27 protein-coding genes and 1 other RNA gene are annotated in these 25,965 nt (G+C 40.4%); 6 read left to right on the forward strand and 22 right to left on the reverse strand.

The features are described from left to right. The first annotated feature begins 181 nt into the window (after positions 1–181). The gene (gene xylR, locus ACRRMM_RS00565; protein WP_047946553.1) at positions 182–1,342 is read left to right on the forward strand and encodes a transcriptional repressor XylR; all 1,161 of its coding nucleotides are present in this window, start codon (positions 182–184) and stop codon (positions 1,340–1,342) included. A 63-nt stretch (positions 1,343–1,405) separates the two neighbouring features. Here xylR and ACRRMM_RS00570 read toward each other — a convergent pair whose 3' ends face one another. From ACRRMM_RS00570 to csaA, 3 genes are all read right to left on the reverse strand, one after another. Next, a complete protein-coding gene (locus ACRRMM_RS00570) occupies positions 1,406–3,013 on the reverse strand; it encodes a glycoside hydrolase family 43 protein (RefSeq protein WP_025207485.1) in 1,608 nt (535 codons plus the stop codon). A gap of 24 nt (positions 3,014–3,037) precedes the next feature. Further along, entirely contained in the window at positions 3,038–4,429 is a 1,392-nt protein-coding gene (locus tag ACRRMM_RS00575; protein WP_428828966.1) for a glycoside-pentoside-hexuronide (GPH):cation symporter, read from the reverse strand. Between the two features lie 518 nt (positions 4,430–4,947). Further along, positions 4,948–5,280, reverse strand: a complete 333-nt coding sequence (gene csaA / locus ACRRMM_RS00580; RefSeq protein WP_017367427.1) for a chaperone CsaA — start codon at positions 5,278–5,280, stop codon at positions 4,948–4,950. A 264-nt stretch (positions 5,281–5,544) separates the two neighbouring features. Here csaA and ACRRMM_RS00585 point away from each other — a divergent pair, with 264 nt between their 5' ends. Further along, a complete protein-coding gene (locus tag ACRRMM_RS00585; protein ID WP_007500681.1) occupies positions 5,545–6,024 on the forward strand; it encodes a hypothetical protein in 480 nt (159 codons plus the stop codon). Here the strand turns inward: ACRRMM_RS00585 and ACRRMM_RS00590 are convergent. The 7 genes from ACRRMM_RS00590 to ACRRMM_RS00620 all read right to left on the reverse strand — a co-directional run bounded on the left by ACRRMM_RS00590 (position 6,021) and on the right by ACRRMM_RS00620 (position 12,028). Next, positions 6,021–7,646 carry a YndJ family protein gene (locus tag ACRRMM_RS00590; protein WP_428828396.1) on the reverse strand — a complete coding sequence of 542 codons (1,626 nt, stop codon included), beginning with the start codon at positions 7,644–7,646 and terminating at the stop codon, positions 6,021–6,023. The genes ACRRMM_RS00585 and ACRRMM_RS00590 overlap by 4 nt on opposite strands. Then, complete coding sequence (locus ACRRMM_RS00595; RefSeq protein WP_039963930.1) at positions 7,639–8,244, reverse strand: DUF4166 domain-containing protein; 606 nt, start codon at positions 8,242–8,244, stop codon at positions 7,639–7,641. The genes ACRRMM_RS00590 and ACRRMM_RS00595 overlap by 8 nt, the downstream gene beginning before the upstream one ends. Beyond that, the gene (locus ACRRMM_RS00600) at positions 8,207–9,088 is read right to left on the reverse strand and encodes a hypothetical protein (RefSeq protein ID WP_428828397.1); all 882 of its coding nucleotides are present in this window, start codon (positions 9,086–9,088) and stop codon (positions 8,207–8,209) included. Before ACRRMM_RS00600 ends, ACRRMM_RS00595 begins: the two co-directional genes overlap by 38 nt. A 151-nt stretch (positions 9,089–9,239) precedes the next feature. Beyond that, positions 9,240–9,812, reverse strand: a complete 573-nt coding sequence (locus ACRRMM_RS00605; protein WP_428828398.1) for a TetR/AcrR family transcriptional regulator — start codon at positions 9,810–9,812, stop codon at positions 9,240–9,242. Positions 9,813–9,815: 3 nt separating this feature from the next. Beyond that, positions 9,816–10,535, reverse strand: a complete 720-nt coding sequence (locus tag ACRRMM_RS00610; RefSeq protein ID WP_428828399.1) for an MBL fold metallo-hydrolase — start codon at positions 10,533–10,535, stop codon at positions 9,816–9,818. Positions 10,536–10,573: 38 nt separating this feature from the next. Beyond that, complete coding sequence (locus tag ACRRMM_RS00615) at positions 10,574–11,050, reverse strand: GyrI-like domain-containing protein (RefSeq protein ID WP_035703240.1); 477 nt, start codon at positions 11,048–11,050, stop codon at positions 10,574–10,576. 54 nt (positions 11,051–11,104) lie between these two features. Next, positions 11,105–12,028: a helix-turn-helix transcriptional regulator gene (locus ACRRMM_RS00620; protein ID WP_129548342.1), complete on the reverse strand. Its 924-nt coding sequence runs from the start codon at positions 12,026–12,028 to the stop codon at positions 11,105–11,107. Between the two features lie 118 nt (positions 12,029–12,146). On the opposite strand from ACRRMM_RS00620, the gene ACRRMM_RS00625 reads away from it, so the two are divergent. Further along, complete coding sequence (locus ACRRMM_RS00625; protein WP_428828400.1) at positions 12,147–12,671, forward strand: mother cell-specific membrane sporulation protein; 525 nt, start codon at positions 12,147–12,149, stop codon at positions 12,669–12,671. A gap of 35 nt (positions 12,672–12,706) precedes the next feature. Here ACRRMM_RS00625 and czrA read toward each other — a convergent pair whose 3' ends face one another. Beyond that, positions 12,707–13,036, reverse strand: coding sequence for a Zn(II)-responsive metalloregulatory transcriptional repressor CzrA (czrA, locus tag ACRRMM_RS00630; RefSeq protein ID WP_007500691.1), 330 nt, complete (start codon positions 13,034–13,036; stop codon positions 12,707–12,709). A 187-nt stretch (positions 13,037–13,223) separates the two neighbouring features. Here czrA and ACRRMM_RS00635 point away from each other — a divergent pair, with 187 nt between their 5' ends. Then, entirely contained in the window at positions 13,224–14,549 is a 1,326-nt protein-coding gene (locus ACRRMM_RS00635; RefSeq protein WP_017367435.1) for an APC family permease, read from the forward strand. Between the two features lie 97 nt (positions 14,550–14,646). After that, complete coding sequence (locus ACRRMM_RS00640) at positions 14,647–15,309, forward strand: lysozyme family protein (protein WP_017359484.1); 663 nt, start codon at positions 14,647–14,649, stop codon at positions 15,307–15,309. 88 nt (positions 15,310–15,397) lie between these two features. On the opposite strand, the gene prpB is transcribed toward ACRRMM_RS00640, so the two are convergent. From prpB to ACRRMM_RS00660, 4 genes are all read right to left on the reverse strand, one after another. Continuing rightward, positions 15,398–16,315, reverse strand: a complete 918-nt coding sequence (prpB, locus tag ACRRMM_RS00645; RefSeq protein WP_428828401.1) for a methylisocitrate lyase — start codon at positions 16,313–16,315, stop codon at positions 15,398–15,400. Positions 16,316–16,327: 12 nt separating this feature from the next. Continuing rightward, positions 16,328–17,764, reverse strand: a complete 1,437-nt coding sequence (locus tag ACRRMM_RS00650) for a bifunctional 2-methylcitrate dehydratase/aconitate hydratase (RefSeq protein WP_144740077.1) — start codon at positions 17,762–17,764, stop codon at positions 16,328–16,330. Between the two features lie 2 nt (positions 17,765–17,766). After that, positions 17,767–18,909, reverse strand: coding sequence for a citrate synthase (gene mmgD, locus ACRRMM_RS00655; protein ID WP_025207495.1), 1,143 nt, complete (start codon positions 18,907–18,909; stop codon positions 17,767–17,769). 167 nt (positions 18,910–19,076) lie between these two features. Continuing rightward, positions 19,077–19,616, reverse strand: coding sequence for a DUF420 domain-containing protein (locus tag ACRRMM_RS00660; RefSeq protein ID WP_008346516.1), 540 nt, complete (start codon positions 19,614–19,616; stop codon positions 19,077–19,079). Between the two features lie 186 nt (positions 19,617–19,802). Here ACRRMM_RS00660 and ACRRMM_RS00665 point away from each other — a divergent pair, with 186 nt between their 5' ends. Continuing rightward, positions 19,803–20,327 carry a hypothetical protein gene (locus tag ACRRMM_RS00665; protein ID WP_428828975.1) on the forward strand — a complete coding sequence of 175 codons (525 nt, stop codon included), beginning with the start codon at positions 19,803–19,805 and terminating at the stop codon, positions 20,325–20,327. A gap of 152 nt (positions 20,328–20,479) precedes the next feature. On the opposite strand, the gene ACRRMM_RS00670 is transcribed toward ACRRMM_RS00665, so the two are convergent. The 7 genes from ACRRMM_RS00670 to ACRRMM_RS00700 form a co-directional block, all read right to left on the reverse strand. Beyond that, entirely contained in the window at positions 20,480–21,271 is a 792-nt protein-coding gene (locus ACRRMM_RS00670; RefSeq protein ID WP_432450764.1) for a LysM peptidoglycan-binding domain-containing protein, read from the reverse strand. 256 nt (positions 21,272–21,527) lie between these two features. Further along, positions 21,528–23,309, reverse strand: a complete 1,782-nt coding sequence (gene recQ, locus ACRRMM_RS00675) for a DNA helicase RecQ (protein WP_046526865.1) — start codon at positions 23,307–23,309, stop codon at positions 21,528–21,530. Positions 23,310–23,444: 135 nt separating this feature from the next. Then, positions 23,445–23,630, reverse strand: a non-coding RNA gene (gene ssrS, locus ACRRMM_RS00680) — 6S RNA. Positions 23,631–23,763: 133 nt separating this feature from the next. Then, positions 23,764–24,264 (reverse strand): TraR/DksA family transcriptional regulator, encoded by a 501-nt coding sequence (locus ACRRMM_RS00685; RefSeq protein ID WP_428828402.1) that lies wholly within the window; start codon positions 24,262–24,264, stop codon positions 23,764–23,766. Between the two features lie 89 nt (positions 24,265–24,353). Next, positions 24,354–25,001 (reverse strand): SDR family oxidoreductase, encoded by a 648-nt coding sequence (locus ACRRMM_RS00690; protein WP_017367442.1) that lies wholly within the window; start codon positions 24,999–25,001, stop codon positions 24,354–24,356. Between the two features lie 177 nt (positions 25,002–25,178). After that, positions 25,179–25,520 (reverse strand): PH domain-containing protein, encoded by a 342-nt coding sequence (locus ACRRMM_RS00695; protein WP_008346505.1) that lies wholly within the window; start codon positions 25,518–25,520, stop codon positions 25,179–25,181. Between the two features lie 277 nt (positions 25,521–25,797). Then, positions 25,798–25,935, reverse strand: coding sequence for a YozQ family protein (locus tag ACRRMM_RS00700; RefSeq protein WP_017359491.1), 138 nt, complete (start codon positions 25,933–25,935; stop codon positions 25,798–25,800). Between the last annotated feature and the right edge of the window lie 30 nt (positions 25,936–25,965).

Genomic DNA, 25,965 nt, shown 5'->3' on the forward strand with positions numbered 1-25,965 from the left:
TTGATTCAACAAACAAATGAACGAGTTGACCAACTAATCTCTTTGAATTTTCCATATTTTTTAGTTTTTTAGAAATATTTTCGTTATAATAAAGTGAAAAGCATGTTTTATAGAGAATGAACTCGACAAAAAATGGCTTTTCTTCACTTAATCTAAAGACGAAACAAATGGAGTGGATACAATGGATATTGCGGATCAGAACTTTGTGAAAAAAATAAATCAAAAGCTATTGCTAAACGAAATTCTTCACCATGCACCAATTTCCAGAGCAAAATTATCTGAACGCACTGGGTTAAATAAATCGACCGTTTCTTCTCAAGTGAGTACATTAATGAAAGAACATCTTGTTTATGAAATCGGTCAAGGCGAATCTAGCGGCGGAAGAAGACCCGTGCTTCTCATGTTTAATAAACGTGCAGGTTACTCTATCGGCATTGATGTCGGTGTTGATTATGTCAACGGCATTTTAACAGACCTTGAAGGGTCGATTATTCATAATGAGCAGCTCAAGCTCCCATCCAGCACACCTGATGTGACCGTCCGTATTTTAATTGAATTGATTCAGCAGTTACGTTCACACATTCCTTCTTCTCCATACGGGCTGATTGGTATAGGGATTTGTATACCTGGTCTGGTCGATGCAGATGAACAAATTGTGTTTACGCCTCATTCAAAATGGAAAAATGTCGATCTAAAAACAAGTCTCCAAGACACATTCCAAGTACCGGTTTTTATCGAGAATGAAGCAAATGCCGGTGCGTACGGTGAAAAAATCTTCGGTGCTGCTAAACATTATGACCATCTGATCTATGCAAGTATCGGCACTGGTATTGGAATAGGCATCATTATCAATCATCATTTATATAGAGGTACAAACGGTTTTTCTGGTGAAATGGGACATATGACGATCGACTTTAATGGACCGACATGTAGCTGCGGAAATCGTGGTTGCTGGGAACTGTATGCATCTGAGAAAGCACTGTTCCAATCGCTCCAAACAGATGGTCAGCCATTCACCTATCAAGATATTGAGCGGCTGGCGAAGTTAAATGATATGAAAACACTCAATGCCTTGCGTAACTTTGGCTTTTACATTGGGGTAGGTCTCACAAACGTTCTGCATACCTTCAACCCACAAGCCGTTATTTTACGAAACAAGGTCATTGAATCTGAGCAGGCCGTTCTAAGTGTCATTCAAGATGAAGTATCCTCTAGAATGGATGCACAATTCAGCTCACGGGTGGAGCTGCTTCCTTCATCATTAGGACAAAACGCACCAGCCTTAGGGATGACATCTCTTGTCACTGAAGCTTTTTTGCGTGATGTCACGCCTTCACCATGATGGAATACATGTTATGATGGAATACATGTTAAAGAGAGACAGCCTTTAGAGTGTTGTCTTTTTTTATTCAGTTGTTTCTTCGTATCGAAAATACTTAAAATCGGCAGGCAGACGTTCACCGCTTGTGTCTTGGCACTGCATTCCAACAAAAGCCCCTGTAAAGAACCCCCCTCCTCGAATAAAATCATCTGACAAATGGGTCGATTCAAGCGGTACATCTATTTTTTCCCACTCTTGTTGATCAAAAGAATAAGAATACGTGTACGTCTCTCTCTGAACGGTCACTTTTAAATACACATACGGAATCTCGTCTGGGATGATGATTTTTTTAATTAGCGGCTGAGAAAAGGCCAGGTTTTCACACACAGATAACTCAAGGATACGGCCAAGCGCATCGTCATAAGTCACCTGAAGTGCAGTCCAATTTTCCGTATTATAATAATTCACAAGACCTGCCGCTTGCTGAAAGTTTTTCGGAAAGAAGGAAACCGCTGTCTCTGCTTCAAAATAAAAGCTTTGCCAGCGCCTCGCAACAAACGCTTGGGTAAATTTAGACGTTAAAGATTCCTGCCCATACAGCCTTAAATGATGAGGATTTTCCGTCACTGAACCAATCTGATCCGTAAATGGGATTCTTAATGTTTGGAAATGTCTATTTAACGATGAATCTTTAAATTCATCGACTATGTGATAGGTTGGAGAGAACTCTTTTACGCTCATCGCAGGCGCTTCAACCTCTAGGAGCCCCTCTTTTCCGCCTACCACATACGGCCAGCCATCTTTCCATTCAAGCTTTTGTATAGCTGTCTCTCTTCCTAAAGGGCACCAGCCTCTTTGCTGAAAAATGGATTCCTTACTTGAATGAATTGGGCGGCCAGTCAGATGAGCCAAATACCATTCATTTGTATGCGTTTGTACAATGGAAGCATGCCCGCATTTTTGTAGTGGATGGCTAGGCGCGTGAAAAGCCGTTAAAATTGGGTTGTCAGGATGAACCTCGTACGGCCCATCAATACGTGAGGAACGGGCGATTGTGGCTGCATGTTCGTAACGTGTTCCCCCTTCAGCTGTTAATAAATAATAGACATCATTGATGTAATAAAGATGCGGGGCTTCTGTCAGTTTGATTGGCGTGCCTTTAAAAATGACCTTCCGCTCACCGACCAGTTTTTTTTCAGATACACTATATTCCTGTAAGGCTATACCTGCAAAGGAGTGATGTTTTTCTCGATGGTCCCACAGCATATTCAACACGTATTTCTTTCCGCTTGGATCATGGAACAAGGAAGGATCAAACCCAGAACTATTGAGTCGAACCGGATCGCTCCACTCGCCATCTACTGCGTCAGCTGTGACCAAATAATTATGACCATCCTTAAACGGACCATCTACTACTTTAATATCAGAATAGATGAGCCAAAACTGACCATCCGCATAACTTAAACACGGCGCCCATACCCCGCCGGAATCAGGATTTCCTTTCATATCGAGTTGAGAAGTTTTTTGCAAGGGACGCGCGGCGAGCCGCCAGTGGACGAGATCCTTCGAGTGATAAATTTGCACCCCCGGGAACCATTCAAATGTAGAAACCGCCATGTAATAGTCCTCTCCCGCACGGCAAATACTTGGGTCAGGGTTAAACCCTTTGAGCACTGGATTGGTAATATTCATTGAATTTCCTCCTCTTTCAGAGAGCTACATTTTAAAGTCGTCCATATGATCGATATACACCTTGTCTCTATTCTCAAGCTCTCGTATGACTTTTTTATGTTTTTCTTCATCTAGGTTATAAAAATTAATATCAACCATCGCTAAAATGAGTAAGCATACAGGAATCACCGTTGTCGTGATTAAAATGCCCAGTAAAGCTTCTGGTGTTTGCACTTGATTTGCAATATAACCAAATCGGTCAAGGACAAGCCCTGGAACGATGCCGCCTAAGGCCATCCCAAATTTAAAGAAGAAGCCAATCACTGCGTAAATCAGTCCACCCATTCTTTTCCCTGTTTTATATTCACCATATTCAACGGTTTCAGGAATGAGTGCCCACATGTAAGCACCTGCTGTAATACTCCCTGCAGCCGCAACGAGCCTGAAAATAAGTATTAAAGTGATTTGACTCGGCGGGATCACAAGTAATGCAAGAAGGCCTACAATATTCAGCAATAATGAATAATTCAGCAGCTTTTTCTTTCCTAACAACTTGTGCAGCTTAGGAATAAACGGCAACACCATTAAAGCTGGCAGACTGCCAATCAGGCCGTACCACTTCACTAAATCTTCTCTGCCGAGGTTATACGTCACATAATAGATCCCGACTGAGTTGCTGATCGAGTTCACACCAAAGATAATGATAAAGAAAATGCTTAACACAACAAGCGGACGATTCACTCGTAACTGGACAAAGAGATCACTGAACTTGATCTTTTCCTCTGACTTTTGAAGCGTGACGCGCTCATTCGTACTTTTAAAACAGAAAATCAGTAATCCGCCCCCAAGAACGCCGAGAAATGCCATTGTCATCTGCCAGCCAAGCGCTGTATTTCCTGTTGTATCACCCAAAAAAGTGGCTAGAAACGGAACAAAAAAAGCAACAACTAAACCACCGAGATTTGCAAAAAGCATACGAACAGACGTAATACTGACGACCTCTTGGTTATTTCTTGTCATTGCGGAAGTTAAAGCACCATAAGGAACATTGATGAACGTGTATGTAAGCGATAAACCGACATACGTGATGTACGCATAAATGAGTTTTCCCATTTCGGAAAAATCCGGTGTCGTAAAACAAAGAATGGCAAGAACGGCAAAAGGTAACGCACCAAATAACAAATAAGGTCTAAACCGGCCAAAACGGCTGTTCGTTCGGTCAACCATCGCCCCAATAAACGGATCTGCAAGCGCATCAATGGCCCGAACCACCAAAAACATCGTCCCTGCTGCTGCTGCTGATAATCCATACACATCCGTATAAAAAAATAATAGATACGTAGAGACAGTTGCATAAATTAAATTACATGCGAAATCTCCTGAAGCATACCCCACTTTTTCAGACATACGAATCTTCTTTAAATTCTCACTCACCATGAGTTTTCTCCCTTCTTCACTTAGCCTCTTCTAACGGACAGATGGTGCAGGGCAGCAGCAATCAATAGGTCGAAAAATAAAGCGCTTTCAATTCGTTGTAAAAATGAAGCTGAACATCTCTTTCTTTCAGCTTAGCCCACATAGCAGCAAATCATGTGCTTTAAACAATAGATCAATAGATGATCGCCATCTTAGTTTATCGATTAAACAAACTAAGATGAATTCATTTTATAAAATATGATCTGACTTTTCAATATTTTTTGAAAAAATAATCCAAATAATTGATTTCTTGTCATTTTTTCTATGATATGAGGAGATGAACCTTCTTTTTATCTTCCAAAAACAAAGAGAACTCAAATAATGGTTGCATTCATACCAATCCCATGCTATATTAATCAAGCGATGAGCTGAATTGTGTAAGTCGGGTAACACGTCTCTTTGAGACACACACGAATGTGGCGTGTGGTTATTCCGCCTCAATACGCAAAAGACATCTTCTGATGAAGATGTCTTTTTTCTTACCCTATTTTGGTGCCATTTTCAACCGGCTCATCGGTGGCAAGCAGGACAACGTCTTCTTTTGACGGCATGCCTCCTAAGACAAGCACCTCTGATTTAAACCCGGCAATTCTTCTTGGCGGGAAATTGACCACTGCAATAATTTGTTTCCCAGTGAGATTCTCAGCCTGATATCGTTTTGTCAGCTGTGCACTAGATTGTTTTATGCCAATCTCATCCCCAAAGTCAATCTTCAGCTTGAAAGCAGGCACTCTCGCTTCTGCAAAGAACTCTGCTTCTACTATCGTCCCAACACGAATGTCTAACGCTAAAAACTGTTCAATATCTGCCATTAGAATCTCTCTCCCTTTCAATCTTGCATAAAAAAGGTCACATTTTTCTTCTGCTAGATGACCACTTGTCTTCCACTAATTTCTTAATTGTAGCACACCCTACTCTTCTAAAAGAAAGGGTTAAAAAGACTATTGATTGAAATTTTTTAGTTTACATAATCATTTTATAGTAGTCTATTAAATGTTTGCATCATGAAAATGAATTCGGTAAAATGGCAAATAATCCTACTGCTTCCTCTCGAATATTTCAGGGAGGGTTAACACTTGTTTACATTATCAGATATGTGGACGTTTTGCTGGTCGTTTTTCGTCATTCTTCCTATCGTTGCCATCTTGCATCAGCTGGGCCATATTGTAGTCGCCTGGCTGTTTGGAGCAAAGGTTTCGTTTGCGCTTGGCCGAGGCAAAAAAGTATTGAAAATAGGCGTCGTTGAAATTAGAAGAATCTATTTTCTTGATGCATTTTGCCACTATGAAGAAATGAGGAGAAATAACCGTTTCTCACACATTCTTGTCTACTTAGGCGGATCATTATGCAACCTGCTCAGTGTTCTCATATTGAACACAATGATCGCCAACGATTTCCTGCCAGAACATCAATTTTTCTATCAATTTGCTTACTTCTCAGTCTACTATGTATTTTTTGCTTTACTGCCAGTACAGTATGCAGATCATCATCCGAGTGATGGGCAAGCGATTGTGAACATCATTCGTCACGGTGAACCATGCGACATCATTGATTAAGATGAGTGGCTTTCACTGTCGATTTGATACTGAATCGTTAAAAAAGGAATACCGAATAGCTTCATTTGATGAATTGCTGTGAGACTTTTTTCCGTCTCCGGTTTCATATGAAAGCTTTCTTCCATTGGCAGTTTCATGGTGATGAAAGACGTATGCAAATACAATCCTTCATCACCCGTACTGCCATTTGGACTTTTACTTTTTAATAGAAAATCTTCCTTTTCATTCAAAGGTTTTAAAATAGCCGTAAGCTGTGAAAAAGGAAGCGGCAAAGCAATATTCATATAGACTGTCTCTTCATCATGGTGCTGGGCATAGAGCGCATAAAAGACTTGCTCGCCTTTCTCATTGCGCCTGACCCACACACGTACATTCTCCCTTTCTTCAAGAGGATGTTGAAATCTTGAAAGACTCCCCGGCATTTCATATGGCATTCGTGATGACCCTAAATAGAGCTGTCCTATTTGTCTAAAAACAGGTTGAAGCAAAAAGACAAACGGCCTTACCCACCAATGAAAACAGACGGCTGCTTTTAACGTAAATGACATCGGGTCCTCATAAAATCTGCGAATAACAGGTGACACACACTCTGCTGAAAATGCCTTTCCATTTAATTGGTCAAGAGAATCGACTAAACCAATCTTCTCATCATGCTGCATGTGGTCATGTTGAAAAGACATGACCTGAAAACGACCGTGAACTCTCGATATCGGAAAATCCTTCTGTTTCAATCGATCAGCTGGTCTTTCAATCAACCATCCAATGAGGCCTGGTAAAATAACCAAACTTGCATTGATACTGCCATGAAACCAAATCATTTGATCCATGCTGATGTAGCTAACATGTAAAAGCATTCCGGCAGAATAAAGGAATGATAGGACAATGGTTCCCATTAACATGATGCTAGAAAACACAACGAACCCTTTTGCAACAGTTGAACGAAAAGAAGTTGTCATACATAAAATTCCATACAAATAAAGTGCGATCACATAAAGAACGACGCTGAACGTATCAAACAGGCGAGAATAGCTGATTCCAACAGCAATCATCACTGGCGACAGTAAAATAACCCAGCCACCCACTTTGTATAGCGTCGTCTCTTTTTTGCGCTGCCTTCCTAATAATCCATAAAAGATAGGGATAAAAAAAGCCGAATAATGAAAATGAATAGCGGTCAAAAGTACAATCATCGGTGAAAATGTCATCACTTGTATATCTGCTATGTACAGCCAGAACCAAAGTCCACCTAGAGCGATATACATACATGCGCCATCGATCATCAGCTCATGAAGCGGATGGGCCCCTCTTTTCAGCAAACGGGTGAAATTAAATAAAGCCAGAATCATTGTAAAGAAAAGCCATCCCAATGCAAGCCAGAGAGAATGATAGATGAATGCGCCTGTTGCACATAGAGCTGCTACTGGAAAGGCTTTCATTATGAAGCCGATCAGCCCCTTCTGCTGCCGTTTCTTCTCTTCCTGATAAAAAAAGTGTAAGAAAGCGGGAAGAAAAAATAATATCGCAATCAAAACAAAAAATTCTGGTATGGGAGCTGTCGTCAAACGTGTAACGAGAAAGCAAGCCATCAACATGATGCTACACATCAAATGCCATTTATTCATGAGGTGACACCCTTTCCGTAAACCGGCCCTTATAAGTAAAAAGAGTGCCAAAAAGGCGATTTTTCACTTGAACATCAATCGTATACTCACCTGCATGCTCATCGTACCCTTCTGTTACATCAGATTCACCATAAAGCCAAGAAGGCAGTGGCCACTCCCGCCCAAACAGCAAAAACTTTTGCTTACCTGATTGAATGTGCAAGAATCCTTTTTCCGTGACTGTAAAATGAAGCTCTGACACAAGAAGCCTAGGTTTTCCAAAGTAGTCTAGTACTTGATGGCTCTTCTGATCAATGATCATATCTGCATCAAAATGTCTTTCCTTGTCAGGAAAATAGAACGTTCGAAACCAGTGCATCCCTTCTTCTCCCTTACTTGTCGTAAAAGGCTTGTTCACAATTTGGAAGGGAATATTTCGCCCTCTTTCAGGAAAAAAACAGCGAAACAATGGACCGATTTTGAATAACAATCGGATGAGCTTTGTCCCGCCTCCTATTTCCTCCATGATGCCTTCGGCCGTAAACGCGCGATTATAACGTTCTTTTAATGTTGGATGCAGCTTATCGTAGTCCTTTACTTGATGATGATGAACGACCATGTCTACCTCCCCTTTTTCGTTTGATCGAAAACACATCTACACAATCTTTTAAATTAATCATTCCTGCAACGGATAAAATGAAAAATGCACTCAGCACCAGCGGCTCGTGCAGAGTCGTTTCTGGCGATAAAATCCCTATACCAAGCATCAGTAGCAGAAAAATGCTTTGAAGGATGAATATATATTTTTTTGGCAGTTTAGGCATGAGCCATGATACACCTAATAGCGCATAAAACAATCGAAATCCGGTGCTATGATCAAAAGCAGAAGGTGAAAAAGGAATGATCGCTTGACATAACCAGACGATGGCAAACAACAAACAAATGCCATAATGGGCAAGTGTTCTCTCTAGCAGCAAACGGGGATGCGTTCCCTTTTCAAGCCACGTCTTTAATGCGCCAAAGCTAAAGGCAGTCATAAACCCCATCATTGGCCGAAAAAAGAACCGGTCTGCCCATTTCCACCCTTTTCCTTCCTTTGTTTCATAATCAAATTGCGTTTGAAACACAATGTGATCATTCGTTTCCATGTATTTCCAATACCCTCCGCCTTCTTTGATGAAAGACAAAGGGTGTGATGATTTAAATTGAAGTGAGGATGCTCTTTCATGACGCTCATCCTTCACGCTCGTTCGATACGCTCCTGTCCCAGTTACACTAATGCCGAATCCAAGGTGTTTCTCATACAAAAAGGATTGGGGCTGTTCATCACTAGGTCCATTTAATGAAATGGTCGAAAATCGCAAATCCCATTGTTCATGAAGCTTTGGATTTTGCGTATACTCCCATACTTTTTCAATAGGTGCTTGAATGGTTGTTTCCACATAAACAGGCTTTCTTTTCATCTGCCTCTACTCCTCTATGTGAATTATTTCACATAATAAGCATACCATGTTTCACAAAACTGTCAAATCTTTATTGGTTTTTTGCCCAAAAAATGTTTTGATTTGTTTACATCTCCTTCATCAAATCGGTTCGATACATAAAAAAGACCTGTCAATGAGACAGATCTTCTTGCTCTTTGATGCCTGCAATATAAAGACGGACCGCATAGCTCACACTATCTTCAAGCTGTTCTTTCCGTTGAAATCCTTTTTTGTTTGAAATATCTCCAAAGCCGTGCAGTAAGCTTCTAAGCCCTCTGACGACATGCGTCATGTCCTCTTCTTTTACACCAAACCGAGACATGATGGATTGGACAAGATCAGCAAGATTCTCTGCAGCCACACTGACTTCTTTTTCATTCATATGTGAAAAAGCAGCCTCATAAAGACCGGGATGCTGACGAACAAATTGAACATATTGTCTTGCAAATGCTAAAACAGCATCTTCTTTTTCCAGCCCCGCTGTTACTTGTTTGCCGGCCTCACAAAGCATTGTCAGCCCCTTAACAGCAAGAGCTGCCTGTATTTCATGAAGACCGGATATATGGTTGTAAAGAGATGGTGGTCTGATGTTAAGCCGTTTGGACAATGTAGCAATGGTTAAAGCGGAAAAGCCCTCTTCATCGACAAATTCGATGGCAGATTCAACAATTTTTTCTTGTGTGATACCCATTCTTGGAGACATGGCTTACTGTCCTCCCTTTTGTAGCTGATGCTTCCTTTTTTCGATAGCAGCTCTGAGCTTTGCCTCAGGCTCTATGATGAGATCACCATGTCCTACTGCGAGACAAGACAAGGGAAGTGCCAGTAATTTTTCAGCGCTTTTTAGTGCTGTTTCTGCATCCCAAGTGGCAAAAGCCGGGAATGGGAAGGTCAAACGAAACTCACCCGTTACAAATAAACCGCCTTTTGTCACAACTGCATCACCCGCAATGACAACCCCTGACTTTTCATCGTATAAAGAGATGCTTCCTGGTGTATGTCCTGGTGTGGCAATGACTTTAAGTGACCCAATCTCGTCCCCTTCTTCAACAAGCACGTCTGGTTTTGTGAGAATGTCTTTTGAAAAACTGCCTTTGACTTTTTTCTCTGGTTCACCAGGAAGTAAAGAGAAATCGCCAGCAAACAGGCGAGCATCTCGTTTCGATAAATAAACAACTGCCTCTGGAAAAGCCTTTTTCACTTCATCTAGTGCGCCAATATGATCCATATGACTATGAGTCAGAATAATTTTGTTAATGGGTTTGTTTAATTGATGTGCAAATTCAATGATCGAGCTTGCTGCCATTTTCAAAGCTGCATCAATTAAGATGAGTTCATTCTCTTCCTCAAATACATAACAATTTACCGGAAAGATACGCGGCATGAGTGTAAGCTGGTGCAAACGGTCAAATGTTGTCAATCTCATCTTGTTTTCCCCCTAAAACTAATGTCGTTAGTTTTATATTAACTAATACCATTAGTTTTAGCAACTATTTTTTCATCGACTGCTATATAAATATCAATTTGTGCTTCTTTTGGATCAATCGATCGTTCGTCGTACCATTCAAAATCGCCAGTATATGTTCGCAAGTGACGCTGATCCCAGCTCCAAATCTGCTGCCATGTTTCAAACACAACCTCTTCAATCGGGCCCTTTCTCGTTTGAAATCTTGCGTAGGTGGAGCCTGGAATCTCTTTTGCATCTTGTGCTAGCTGCTGGTCAACCAATTGCCCCGCTGTGAACAAATAAGCGCCATTTTCATCCTTTTCATAATCTGAATACAGCCCTATGACTGGCGCATGGCCCCCGTCGAGCTGCTGCGTGAAAAATTGCTGCCAAAGCGGTGCAATCTTCCGCTCGTTTGTTTGCTCCATTTCATTTGTTGTTCGAACAGATAATCCCTTGATCCATTGTTTCTGTAAAATCACGATATCGTACATACATTCTCATCTCCTTTTTTTCCATCATATAAAAAGAAACCTGACAACATTGTGTCAAGTTCCTTTTGGTTTTTGAAATTGTTTCAACTTTAGATCAAATGCTTCCCGAACGGATAGCGGAGAGACAATCTCGACATCTGGCCCTAAATAAAAAAGAAAGCTATATAACCAATCATCCTGAGGCAAAGTGATTGTGGCAAGATACGTACCATCTGCACATACGGTGAATTCATTTTCATCTATCCATTCCTTCACTTTACCAACAGAATCTTCAGTCAACCTGAGCGTTAGTGTACTGACGGAAGGTTCTTCATGCCAAGAATCATTCCAAGGCTTGTCTTCATTTTTTATTCGTTTAGGAAGAAAAGATACTGAATGCGTGATAAGGTCTGACATTCTTTTGAGTTTAAACAGACGAAACGCTTTTTTCACGCAGCAATACGCATACAAATACCAGTGTCTTCCTTTTAAGACAAGTGTATAAGGCTCTACTTTTCTAGGAAGTGTTTCGCCTTTTGCATTGCGATAGGTGAACTGGATATATTGATGCGCTGAGGCAGCGGTATGAATGAGCTGGAGCTTCTTTTCTAAGTAGCTGTCTTTCCCCCAAGAGCTTAAATCAATAAAGACATGTTGCTGTTTCTCATTTTGAGGCGGGATCAGGGATTTCATTTTCTTTAGTACATGTTCACTTTCTTTAAAGGTGTATGCACTCGTAATGCTTTCAAGAGCTGTTAAAATCAGTTCAATATCATCATCGGTGAATAATTTTTTCTCTAGACGATAGTCGTCAACGAGTGAAATTCCACCCCCTGCGCCTTGTTTTGTGACAACTGGAATCCCCGCTTGATTAATCGTATCAATGTCACGGTATATGGTTCTTACGCTCACTTCATGTAGTTCAGCGAGGTCTTTCGCCTGTACTTGCCTTTTGCTAATCAGTATCATCACAATGGACAAAATGCGATCGATTTTCATGACTTTTCCTCTTTTTCATAAATATAGGTTTTGATTTGATAAAAAAAGAAAGAATGGTAATGATAAGTAACAGCCAGCATTCGTTTACATCCCTGCCTGTGCAGGAGGAGGTTGCATCATGACACATCACGTATGGCAGTTGTTCATGATCGGGATCGTCATGCTCGTCTGGATCATCATTCGAATGAATCGAATGAGACGCTATCAGCTTGTGCGCCCGGTAAATCTTTTCATGAGAATGTATGTATTTAGTCTCACTGCCCTTATTCTCTTATCAGAAGGATGGCAAAATCACAGTATTTTTATCTATGCCGTCATTGGCATGATCTTCGGGAGCAGTCTCGCCGTTCACGCCTATCAGACGATTCAGATGAAATTAGAAAATGGCCGGCTGTATATGAAAACAAGTAAATGGATTGAAAGCTTTATTTTATGTTTGTTTTTATCTAGGCTTGCATTTAAATCGGTCAATCTGACAACACATGCGATCACCAAAATGGATATCGTTGAATTGTATCAGCATATTGTCAGCGATGATGTGCTGACAATACTCAGCTTTTTCCTTCTAGCGGCTTACTATATTGTGTTTTCTTATCAAATGATGAAAGCAAATAAACGATCAACCCAAGTACATCATGCATAAAAAACCTTCCTATATAAAAGTAGGAAGGTTTTTTCTCAATCATGCTGTGCATGGTGTATCATTTGTTCAAGCACTTCCATCACATGCTGATCTTCAGGACTGTAAAAAATCGAGGTCCCTGCTCGTCTAGATTTCACGAGACGAAGATTTTTTAAAAAGCGCAGCTGATGAGATACGGTTGATTGCATAAGGTTTAGTGTTTCTGCTATATCATTTACTGAATGTTCACCTTGAGACAGCAAATGCAGAATACGAATACGCGTCGGATCAGATAAGGCTTTAAATGTTTGGGAGACAAGAAATAGACTTTCTTCGTCCAGCTCCATCCGTTCCTGTTCTTGATTTGTATTCAGTTCTTCCTTCATTTCGCTTCACCTTTCTTGTCAGTCAACTCACGACTTATTCTATGTATCATCATATACCAAAACGTGTAGCATGCAAAGCTTCCACACCTTTTGAAAAAAGATTTATTCAAATAGCATTGACACGTGGTAGCATTCTTTTTAAAATGAGCATTATTTATACATTTTTTTAGAGGAGCTGATAGGCAAATTGACTGAAGAGCCAAGACTAAAACGCAGCCTGACTGTTTTTCCGCTTGTTGTGATCGGGCTTGCTTATATGGACCCACTTGTCGTATTTGATTCATACGGCATTGTTGCTCAGCTGACGAAAGGACACGTTGCTGCAGCTTATATCTTTACTTTACTGGCATTACTATTGACAGCGCTTAGCTATGGGAATATGGTGAAGGCTTTTCCAAAAGCAGGATCTGCATATACATACGCGCAAAAAAGTATTCATCCTCACGTCGGCTTCCTTGTAGGCTGGACACTATTGCTAGACTATTTATTTTTGCCTATGGTGAATTTTGCAATCGGAAGTGCATATTTAACCGCAGCCTTTCCTGATGTACCTCATTACATTTGGATCATCATACTTGCTATCGCCATAACGACTGTCAATGTAATCGGTATACGTCTTACAGCCAACATTACAGCGCTATTTGTGACCTTTCAGGTGATTGTCGCTGTTACATTTGTTGGGTTTATTATTTATGGGCTCACGCAGCATGCAGGCACGGGAGAGTTACTGTCAACCCGTCCATTTTATTCAGCAAGCTTAGATCCCGCCCTTATTTTTTCCGGCGCAACGATTTTATGTTTTTCTTTTCTAGGATTTGATGCGATTTCGACTATGTCTGAGGAAACAATTAAACCAAAAAGAACGATTCCTCTCGCCATATTTTTAACGGTCGCTATTGGAGGTGTGCTGTTTACCCTCACCTCTTATTTTTTACAGCAAGTGTTTCCAAATTTTCAACAGTTCAAGCATCCAGATGCGGCATCACTTGAAATTGCGGAATTTGTGGGCGGAGCGTTTCTCCACTCATTCTTTTTAGCCGGCACCATGGTCGCTGTCATCTCTTCCTCCCTATCATCACATGCAAGTGCCGCAAGACTCTTGTATGCGATGGGAAGAGATCAATCATTACCAAAGCGTTTCTTCGGTTATATTCACCCAACATTGAAAACGCCTGTATTTAATATTTTATTAATTGGTGTTTTCTCGTTAACCGCAGTTGTTGGTGAGCTTGAGGTCATTTACTCGTTTATCAGCTTCGGGGCATTAATTGGATTTACGTTTGTTAACTTGTCTGTTTTCGCTTACTATTTCATCAAACAAAAACAAAGAGGTGTATTAAACACACTGAGGTATGCCATCATCCCTCTTTGCGGAACGGCTTTTTGTATTTGGCTCTTAACAAGCATCAGTACAAATGCATTAATCATCGGCATGGTGTGGCTCATGATCGGTTTTGTTTATTTCTGCTATAGACTGAAAACAAGAACAGAATTTACGTTTGGCTATGATTGAATATAAGGTTTTCACTTGGTATCCTGTGCAGGATATGGCATAATATAAAGGCTGTACTTCCCTTTTAAAAGCGGGGCAAAACAGGGGTGAACTGACCTTGAAAAAGAAAAAAACAGGATGTTTTGCCATTTCAGGCTGTTTCACGATTTTTCTGTTTGTTTGCGTATTAGCGGCCATTGTCATTTCCTTTAATCAAAAGGAGTTAAAAAAGCTGCCGATTGATACGGAATCAATTGTTTTGTCGAGATTGGATGATTACAAACCGCTTGTAGAAACAGAGTTAAGAGATCAAGATTTAGATCAATATACCGCGTTAATTCTCGGTATGATGTATCAAGAATCAAAAGGCAGAGGCGGAGATCCAATGCAGTCCTCTGAATCTCTTGGTTTGAAACGAAATGAAATCAATGACCCTCAGAAAAGCATTAAACAAGGAGTCCATCATTTTTCGACCATGTACAAGCATGGGAAGAAAAAAGGCGTTGATTTGGAAACCATTATTCAAAGCTATAACATGGGAATCGGCTATATTGATTTTGTTGCAAAAAACGGGGGAAAACATTCCGAAAAATTGGCAAAGCAATACTCCAAAAAGCAAGTGAAGCGAAACCCTGAAGTCTATACATGCGGGGGCGACAAAGATAACTTCCGCTATCCGTATTGCTACGGTGATTTCACTTATGCTGAAAAAGTAAAAGAAAAAACGAAAACAGTTGAAGAAAAGATGAAATTGGCTTCATCATCCACACCATCATCGTAAAAAAAAGCACTTCCTAAACGGAAGTGCTTCAAATTGTTGACAAAGGGCTAAAATGAATTTTATTTTAGCCCTTTGTCTTCTTTTCATCTTATGAATGCTCTTTCCCGATTTCCGGCAGGATCGTTTTGGCTAAATGCTGATCCATTTCTTCATATTCATCATAATGAATCGTTTCATATAGCTCTTTTCTCGTTTGCATGTCCTCCAGCATTCCCTGCTGCGTCCCCTTTTCTTTAATCTCTGTAAATAAACGCTCATACGCTTTTGCAGCAACTCTCAGGGATGACACAGGATAAATCACCATTTGAAAGCCAAACATAGAAAATTCGTCTGTATGATAATAAGGTGTTTTTCCAAACTCCGTCATGTTTGCAAGAAGCGGCCCTTTTATATTGTTTGAGGCATACGTGAAATCTTCTGCTGTAATCAGCGCCTCGGGAAAAATGGCATCTGCTCCTGCTTCTAGATAGAGATTAGCCCGGTGAATCACATCCTCCATCCCGTTTACTGACTTCGCATCCGTTCTTGCGATGACAAGAAGTGTAGGAGCCGCTTGTTTGATCGCTTTGATTTTCGCCATCATGTCTTCTACAGAAACAAGTAATTTTCCGTTTAAATGTCCGCATTTCTTCGGCATTTGCTGATCTTCAATTTGAACAGCAGCTACCTTGCTCTCAACCATCTCTTTTGCTGCTCTGGCTGCATTTAATACACCGCCATAGCCAGTATCCATATCTACTAAAAGAGGCAGCTGAGAAGCTCGAATGATTTCCTTTGCCTTTTCCGCCATTTCAGTGGAATGAATCATACCGAGGTCAGGAAGCCCTTTGCTTGCGCAAAAAGCGGCACCCGATAAATAAAGCCCTTTAAATCCCATTTTCCTCGCATAGAGCGCAGACATTCCATCGTGAACGCCTGGAATTTGAAATAAAGCGGATTTGTGCATTTGCTCTTTAAAAGCTGCGGCTAAGTCAGCTTGATTTACTTCATCATTCACGATCCACACACTAGCTCCCCCTTATATGACAAATAAGTCCATAAATGCTGGTACTGTCGTTGTTTTTAATTGATTTGGATTTTGACAAAGTGAAACAATTTGATCGACTTGTTTTTGTGGAAATCTCGTTTTCAAATGATACACCCATTTCTTTTCAAGCAGCGGGATCCCTTCCTGCCTTCTTCTGCGATGACCAAGCGGATATTCAATTTCGATTCGATCTGTCATCGTACCGTCTTTAAAGAAAATTTGAACACAGTTTGCAATTGATCTCTTTTTCGGATCTAAATAGTCTTCTGTATACCGTTTATCTTCTTTCACGATCATTTGATCACGCAAACGGTCAATGAGCGGATTCTGCGCCGTCTCTTCTTCATAATGATCAGCGGTCAGCTCACCATAGATTAACCCAATGGCTGTAATATACTGCAAGCAATGGTCACGGTCTGCCGGGTTGTAAAGCGGTCCTTTTTTATCAATAATTCGAATGGCTGATTCATGTGTCGTAATCTCTATCCTGTCAATCTCATCTAAACGGTCTTTTACCGCGTCATGTAGAATGACAGCGGCCTCAGCGGCAGTTTGCGCATGAAATTCTGCTGGATAAGCAATTTTAAAGAGTACATTTTCGATCACATATGACCCAAGCGGCTGGGCAAGTGTGAGTGGTTTTCCTTTCATTAACACATCTTCAAACCCCCACTTTTCTGCACTGAGGGGCGTTTGATAGCCCATTTCTCCTTTCAATGTCATCATCGCCAGTCTCACCGCACGGCTTGTGGCATCCCCTGCTGCCCACGATTTCCTTGATCCTGTGTTTGGGGCATGCCGGTACGTTCTAAGCGGTGAATTGTCCACAAATGCTTGTGATAATACATGCTGTACATCTTCTTTCGTTCCGCCAAGCATTGCACAAATGACTGCACTTGATGCCACCTTGACAAAAAGAACATGATCCAAGCCATTTCGATTCAAACAATTTTCTAAAGCAAGCACACCTTGTATTTCATGTGCCTTTACAATCGCATGCAGTACGTCATTCATCGTTAGCGGCTCTTCTCCGTTTGCAAGGCGTGTTCTGCTGATATAATCGCTTACAGCCAATATCCCGCCTAGGTTATCTGAGGGATGGCCCCACTCCTGTGCAAGCCACGTGTCATTATAATCTAACCAGCGAATCATACAGCCAATATCAAAAGCCGCTTGAACAGGATCTAACACAAATGAAGTGCCGGGCACTCTTGCTCCGTTAGGGACAACAGTTCCAGGTACGATTGGTCCAAGATGCTTCGTGCATTCTGGAAAGTTGAGCGCCAGCATACCGCAGCCGAGTGTATCCATGAGTACATACCGAGCTGTTTCAATGGCCTCTTTGCTCGTAATTTCTCCATCCACGGCATAGGCTGCAATGTCTTCTAATAGTTGATCTGTTTGATTGGCTACTGCTGTTTTATTCATCTTCATTCCCCCGTTTTTCCATCATCATTTGAGACTTTTAATCCTCTTGGTCCTAAATACCGTACTCTCGGTCTAAAAATCCGATTGTGTGAATGCTGCTCGATGACATGCGCTGCTAATCCGCTTGCTCTCGCAGCAAAGAAAATCGGTGTATAAAGTGAAATAGGAATGCCGAGCACGTAATAAATAGGTGCTGCGTAATAATCAAGGTTTGGATAGAGGTTTTTCTTTTCTTTCATGTATGCCTCGCCTGCGACGCACATGTCATAAAGCGTCGTGTCTCCTTTTGATTCGGTAAGCGTTTTCAACGATCGTTTTAAAAGAGCCGCTCTTGGGTCCATTTTTCTCATGTATACCCGGTGTCCAAAGCCCATCATTTTTTCTTTTGCGGCTAATTTACGTTCGATGAGCGCAAGGAAACCTTCTGTTGTTTTGCCTTCGAGCAGCATGTGCATGACTGCTTCGTTTGCGCCTCCGTGTAAGTCACCTTTTAATGAAGAAATCGCTCCAGTAAAAGCACCATACATGTCAGAATGAGTAGATGCAATGACTCTTGCTGCAAATGTTGAATTCGGCAGCTCATGCTCACTATAAAGCGTGAGTGTTTGGTCAAATGCTTTGATTTCGTCTTGTGCCGGAGTGCGGCCTGTTAACATCGCTAGAAAGTTTTCAGTGTAGGATTTGGTCTGGTCTGGAGTAGGTGTGGTGTCTTGTGTGAGAATATGATAGCTTCCCGCAACAATCGCTGGTAGCTGGCCAAGTAATCGAACGGCACGCGCTTGTTGGCATGCTTCTGATCGATCATTCAGTTGTTCATCGTACCCTGCAAGAGCAGATAAACACGTTCTCATGGCATCCATTGGGTGAGTGGTTTTTGGCAGTTTTGTCAAAATGGTTTGAATGGTTGGATGTAAGCTTGTTTGTGAGGAAATATCTTGCTGAAATTGGTGATATTCCATTGCATCTGGTAATCTTCCATAAATGAGCAGATAGGCTGTTTCTAAGTACGTCTTGTTTTGTGCCAGCTCGATGAGGTCATAACCGCGAATCACAATTTCTTCTTGCTGGACATCTAGGAACGAAATTGACGTTTCGCTTGCCACAATGTCTTCAAGCCCCGGTTTGTACTGCAATTGTTCAGTCATCATATAACCCCCGTTTCGTTCAATTGTGTTCTCCAAACGAGCAAACGGCCAGACATGATGTGATTCTATAGGTGGGAAGATACCGTGCAAGTCGGATACCCAATTCCCATTTTATCCAAAGCAATTCATCTTGTAAATAAAAGAACGTATGTCCAGATGGACATACGTTAGCTGTAATATGGAGAAATCATAATATATACGATGACACCTGTTAGACTGACATAGAGCCAAAGAGGCATGGTCCATCTGGCAATTTTACGATGACGTTCGACTTGCATTTGTGCGCCTCTAAAGAGAGTGATCAGTGCAAGCGGTACAATGACGGCAGATAAGACGATATGTGTGATGAGAATAAAGAAGTAAATCGGACGAATGATTCCTTCTCCCCCGAAGTGTGTATCAGCTGCCATTGAATGATACGTCACATACGAAATTAAAAAGACAAGTGTGGTTGAAAAAGCCGCAAAGATAAATCGTCTATGGGCTTTAATGTTCTTTTGTTTAATCATAATGAGCGCTGAAAGTAAAAAGATAAACGTAAAACTGTTCATCACGGCATTCAGTAACGGCAGAAATGTAATATCCAGATGACTAAATTTATCTGTTTTTGGCATGAAAAATAATAAAGCAATTAAGCCGTTTATGGCAATTGTTAAAAAGACAACAATGCCGGTGAAATTTTTCGGTTTTTGATTCTGTTCGTTCATGTTTGAAAACCTCTCTTTATTAGTTCCGACTAAGAGTATGTTATTTAACTTTCTCTCTAAAGTCAATGAATTCGCTGTCTTCGTCGAATTTTAGACAAACTTGCCGATTGCCTGCCTTCTAGCGGCTTGAAAGATCCACTCACTTCCTTTAGAATGGGAATTTGTGTGGTTTTTATCAACTCTTCTATGAAAGGAGCAATAGACTTGTCAATCTTACAGGAAACAACAAAAGATGTGAAGACATTAGAGCAAGAATTACAGCAGTTGCAGTTCCAAATGTATCGAATGCAAGAAAATATAAAAGATATTTCAAAAAAAGCAAAGATTATTGGCATTGATCAAGCGAACGAAGATGAATGGATGATCGTCTCTGCAATTGAGAATGCAGATACGTGCAAAATCATGTTAAGCGATTGTGAAAAAGCTTTTCGCGGACAATCTGATTTTTCCTTGATTGCGGAATATCCTGAAGAAGGAAAGATTCACATTGCCGATATTAAAGGCCCGCCTGATAATGGCTATGGATCCATCTGTATGAAGCATTTAAAAGAAATCGCAAGAGAGCAAAACATTCCAGTCATTACTGGGGATCTCGTCAAAAGAGATTGGAACCATGTGGACCGCCTGATTCATTTTTATGAAAAACACCATTTTGATGTCCAAATTAATTGGAAAGAGCAAAGCGGAGAAATTTATTGGGTGGACAGCTAACGACACAAAAACCAGCGTTGAGATGGGCTTATACGCTGGTTTTTGTCGAAAATGCGAATTTTTCAGAAAAATATGTGTATTCCCGGCCAAAAAAAGGTATAATAAAAGCATCAGGCCGCCACCTGATGCTTTCTTCCAAAAACAATAGACTACTAGTTAAGTACTTTCACTTTGACTGATTTTACGCCCCAATTTTTAGCTTGGGATTTGCTTGGTACGTGTACATCAATTTTGTTACCTTTAATTGCGCCGCCAGTATCTGCTGCGATGGCTTCACCGTAGCCTTCAACATAAACCTTACTTCCTAATGGAATGACATTAGGATCTACTGCGATTACTTTTGCATTTGGGTTTTTGTTTAAGTTTACCCCTGTTGCAGTGATACCTGAGATGCCACCATCATTTGCTGTATAAGCCGTAGCCGTTACAGTCATTTCTTTTTGAACACTTTGACTAGCAGAAGATGATTCTGCTTTAGCTGTTTCCTTTTTAGGAGCAGCTTTTTTCGTTGTTTGCTCTTTTTGGACAGGTGCCTGTTTTTGAACAGGTTCTGAGCTTACCGGAGCTGAGCATTGACCAGCAACACTTAATGTTGAACCAATCATAATTATATCTGAGTTTAAGTTATTCCAAGACTTAATATCGCTAATTGACACATTGAATTTTTGAGCGATTTTCCAGAGGCTGTCCCCCTTCTGGACTTTGTACTGCTCCTGAGTTTTCTCTTTTGAAGAGATTGTCAATTTATCTCCTACATAGATCATGTCTGTAGATAAATTGTTCCAACCCTTTAGGTCCTTTAGAGACACATCATTTTTTTGAGAGATTCCCCAAAGTGTATCACCTTTCTGTACAGTGATTTCCTTTGCAGAAGCTTGCTGTGCTCCTAATGCTGTTGTTGAGATTGCTGCAACAGCAACCAAGGACATAATAGTCTTCTTCATAAAGTAAATCCTCCCTTGTTAGCTTTTTATGGCGGCTAACGAGTGCTATCGTAACATATGTAAATGTCATTTCAATAACAAAACGATATGTTTTAGATTACAGTTCCTTTACATGAAACATCTCTCTCCATTGGTAAATCAGCCCACTAATTGGCTCAATTCCGCATCATATCAAGGTTTTGTAGGGATGGAAATCATCATGATGAAAACGCGTCCAAGTGAAACGAAAAAAAATTATTTTCCTTCTTCAAACTCTTTATTTTTTCTCTTTTTCTATAAATAAACGAATTTCTTCTAAAAAAACATCTCCATATTTCTCTCTTTTTTGTGCACCGACACCTTTAATATTTAAAAGTTCTTCTTCTGTTTTAGGCTCTACTGCTGACATTTCTTTCAATGTTTGATCAGAAAAGACAACAAATGGCGGAACGCCCTGCTCTCTTGCCAACTTCATTCTGACCATTCTTAACTGCTCAAATAATGCATCATTTTCTTGAATAGCCTCTGCCTTTATCGCCTGCTTTTTATAGACGGTCTCCTGCCCCACTAGCACTTTCTTTCCTTTTTGTGTCACTTTTAGTGTTGGAAAAGCTCCTTCAGACATGTGTAAATACTCTTCTGTAATTAAAAATTCAATGAAATCACTGATATGTTGGGCTGAATGCTGTTTCATTAAAGCATAAGTAGGGAGCCGGTCGAAACCAAAATCAAGCACTTTTTTGTTTTTAGAGCCGGCTAATACTTGAGCTATCATCATTTTTCCAAATCGTTCGTTCATTCTAACGGTACACGACAAAACCATTTGTGCTTCTCTCGTGACGTCTTCACGCTCTCTCTCGTCTAGACAGTTGCTACATTTTTGACAAGGGGCACTTGATGATTGGTCAAAGTAATCCATCACAAATTGCTGAAGGCACTGTTCCGTATGACAGTAGTCTACCATTTGTCTCAGCTTGAGCAATTCATGCTGATACCGCAATTCATCTTCTGTTGATTGTTCAATGAGAAAGCGCTGCACGCGTACGCCTTGCGGTGAAAACAGCAAAATGCATTCACTTTCAAGCCCGTCTCTCCCGGCACGTCCTGCTTCTTGGTAGTAACTTTCAATATCTCTTGGAATTTGATGATGAATGACAAAACGTACATTAGACTTATTAATCCCCATACCAAATGCAGATGTAGCTACCATTACTTGAATATCATCATTTAAAAAAAGATTTTGCTGTTCTTCTCTGACTTCATCATCTAATCCTCCGTGATAAACACCCGCTTTGATTTTTTGCTTTTTTAGACGATGATAAATTTGATCTGCTTCTTTTCGTGTGGCTGTATAAATAATGCCTGACTCAAGACTGTTTTTCTTCATATATTGTGTGATGAATTGGTCGCTGTTTTGCCCTTTCACCACTTGAAAAGACAAATTTTCTCTAGCAAAACCAGTAAAGATTGTTTCTTCTTCGTCCATGCCAAGTTGCTCACATATATCCTGTTGGACCTTCTTTGTAGCAGTGGCTGTTAATGCTACAATAACAGGCCTTTTTGAAAGCTTGTTTACACATTCTTGTATAAAGCGATAGCTCGGTCTAAAATCATGTCCCCACTCAGATATACAGTGCGCTTCATCAATAGCCATTAAAGGAATCGTCAATCGATCAAGCAGCTGAAAAAAACGTTCATTTTGTAAGCGTTCAGGGGTGATATAAAGCAAATCATACTCCCCCTGTTCACATTTTTTCAGCCTTGTATTCATTTCACCTGCTGAAAGTGTACTATTTAAAAAGGACGATCGTATTCCCATCTCATTTAACGCATCAACCTGATCTTTCATTAAAGAAATAAGCGGAGATACAACGATTGTCGTTCCTTCCATCATAAGAGCAGGAATCTGGTAGCAAACCGATTTCCCTCCGCCTGTCGGCATAATGCAGACCGTATCCTTCCGTTTATTCACAATCGATTCAATGGCTTGTTTTTGTCCTTGTCTAAAAGTATCAAAGCCATAATATTGTTTAAGAAGTGCTTCTGCTTGTTGTAACATCCAATTCCCTCTCCGTCGTTTGTTTTGTCTATTTTAACATACATTCGTACATGCACATTCGGTCTGTTCAAAATCGTATTTTGGACAAAATAAAAAGCCATTTTCCAAAAATGGAAAATGGCTTGAATCATCCTAGGAAAAGCTGCGGATGCCGTAATCTAAGTAAGAAAGTTTTAAACCACCACTCCTCAAAGTGGGTGTTTGCAGAAACGTTCCTGTCTTCCTCTCGAAGGAGGCGTGACATTCCGGCTTCAATATAAAACTCCCTATTACAGCTTAAAGGTTAAAACTTAATTAACATTACGCGCATCGCAGCCTTTAAACTATACTACACGAAAGTTTATTAAATTTCAAGATATGTTTTTTCTAAAAAAATACTCATGTATACAAGATTTTTGTCCATGTAGACGTAGGAAAACATTATGTTGAGAAAACATAAATTCCTCTCATCATGTTATTTTTCCTCATCTACATCAACATCTTGCTCTTCTTCTAGCCTTTCATACGTATCTGAATGTAATTGATCCATTGTTTCTCTATTTGTTAAATCACGCATTTGCTCAGAGAACGAACGGTCAAATTCATTTGGATCTTGATTGGTTTCTTCATTTTTCTTTGCATCAATTGAATAACGAGTATAGGGTACTGCTTTCAAACGTTCATGTGGAATGTCTTTTCCTGTTTTTTCACAAATTCCATATGTTCCGTCTTCCATCCGCTTAAGCGCTGCATCAATTTCACCTTCGAGCTGATCATCGACTTGATCCAGCGTCTGTTCGGTCATACGATCTAAATAGATGCTCCCGTGATCTGCGATATGGTTTCCAACACCATTTGAAATCTCATTCGATTCGACCAGCATGGATTCTTCTTTCTTTTTTGATCCTTTCACATCTTCTTTTAATTGAATAAGTCTTTCATATAAATCAGCTTTTTGCTCTTTCGTTAAGCTCACGGTCAATCACTCCTTTCTCTTTACCTTCCCGCTCCATGCGAAACGAAAACATCAAAAAAGCCGCCGCCTTTGGCAGCAGCTTTCTTCATTTAAAGATTGCGAAGTGCTTCTTCTACTGGTGTATCACCTTTGATTAAGTCAAAGGCTTTATTTTTCACATTGGATTCCGTTAAGCTTTCCACTAAGACAGTGGCTACATCTTCTCTGGAAATCTCAATGTCACGATCGTCTGGAATATGAGCCGCCGCTTCTATTTTCCCTGTCTTTTCCTCATGCAGCAGTGCACCTGGTCGCACAATGGTGTAAGAAAGACCAGACTGTTTTAAATGTTCATCGGCTTTTCTTTTCGCTTCATAATAAATCTCCATACTGCCTTGTCCTTTTCCTTGATGAGGATCGTCGGCATTATAAGAACTCAGCATCACAAAATGCTGAATATTTTCTTTTTTGGCTGTATCTACGAGGCGTTTTGCCCCCTCTTGATCAACAGCGATGGTTTTATCTGCACCTGTTTTTGAGCCTGAACCAGCTGCAAAGATGACAGCTTCTGCTTGCTTCACAGCATCTGTCACATCCTTTTCAAGATCACCGATGACAGGCGCTGCACCAAGTTCTTTTAGCGCATCTGCTTGTTTTTCATCTCGAATGAGAGCAAGCGGCTCATGTCCTTTTTCTTTTAAATATCGAATGACAAGTCTCCCTGTATGTCCGTTTGCTCCAGCAACTAATACTTTCATTGTTCATTCTCCTTTCTGTATCTGTTTCATCTTTATCCTTTTTTGATGTGATTCAAACACACAAATAGAAAAAAGCCTTCCCCACTGTAGTGGGAAAAGCTCAAGAGATGTGCGATAGATAAAAATAAGAACAAAGAATGAGAAAAGTGCATGTGATCTATGTAATCGCATCGTTGATCAGCAAAGATGTTTTGTTAAAATGGCCTGCACGTCACTCAAATCTGTATCTTTAGAAAAATCGAGTTCAAATACTTTTGAGCTTGTAACAAGCAGCATACCAGTGTCCTGATCAAACACGCCAGCTTCTTGAATGGCAAAACTTTCAATAGATCGATACGGCAAGGAGACCCTGACTTTCTTTTTAGAAAATACGCGGTTATCGCCAAAGATCAGTCGTTTATTGGTGAAACAAATTTGGTCGTGACGCAGTCTGTAAACAGCCTCAATTCTTTCTCCTTCAATTAATAAGGATTCGAATTTTTTATGATCATTTTGTTTACTGACAGAAAAAATACCCACGTAAACCCCCTCTTCCTGCATCAAATTCCTTTATGACAAAACGGCCACACGGCTCTGTGGGTACGTTTTATTCTCACTTATAGAATACGCTATAAATCGTCGTTATTCCATTACGAATAGATTAAATTTCATTTAACTTTTTCTTTTTGATCCGATGCTCTTTCCTCTACTTATTTAGACTGTTAAAGCAGGAAGAAAGTTTCAGTTTTTTTCAAGAAATCATTCGTTATGAGACCATAAAAAAACAGTGATTATGTAAAATCACTGTTTTAAATGACTATTCATCTTTCGGGGTATCAATCGTTCCTTCGGCGTACACATCAGAAATTTGCTCAAGTGTAATCGCCATATCAGCATCTTCATTGTCATGCCAAGCATTTTGATGTTTCTGCTCTTCTTGCTGCTGCTTTTTCATCATCATCACCCTTTACTGTTTTTCTTAGTA

The organism is Bacillus sp. XT-4 (assembly GCF_050864245.1).
In the GTDB taxonomy this organism is placed as follows: Bacteria; Bacillota; Bacilli; order Bacillales; family Bacillaceae; genus Bacillus; species Bacillus altitudinis.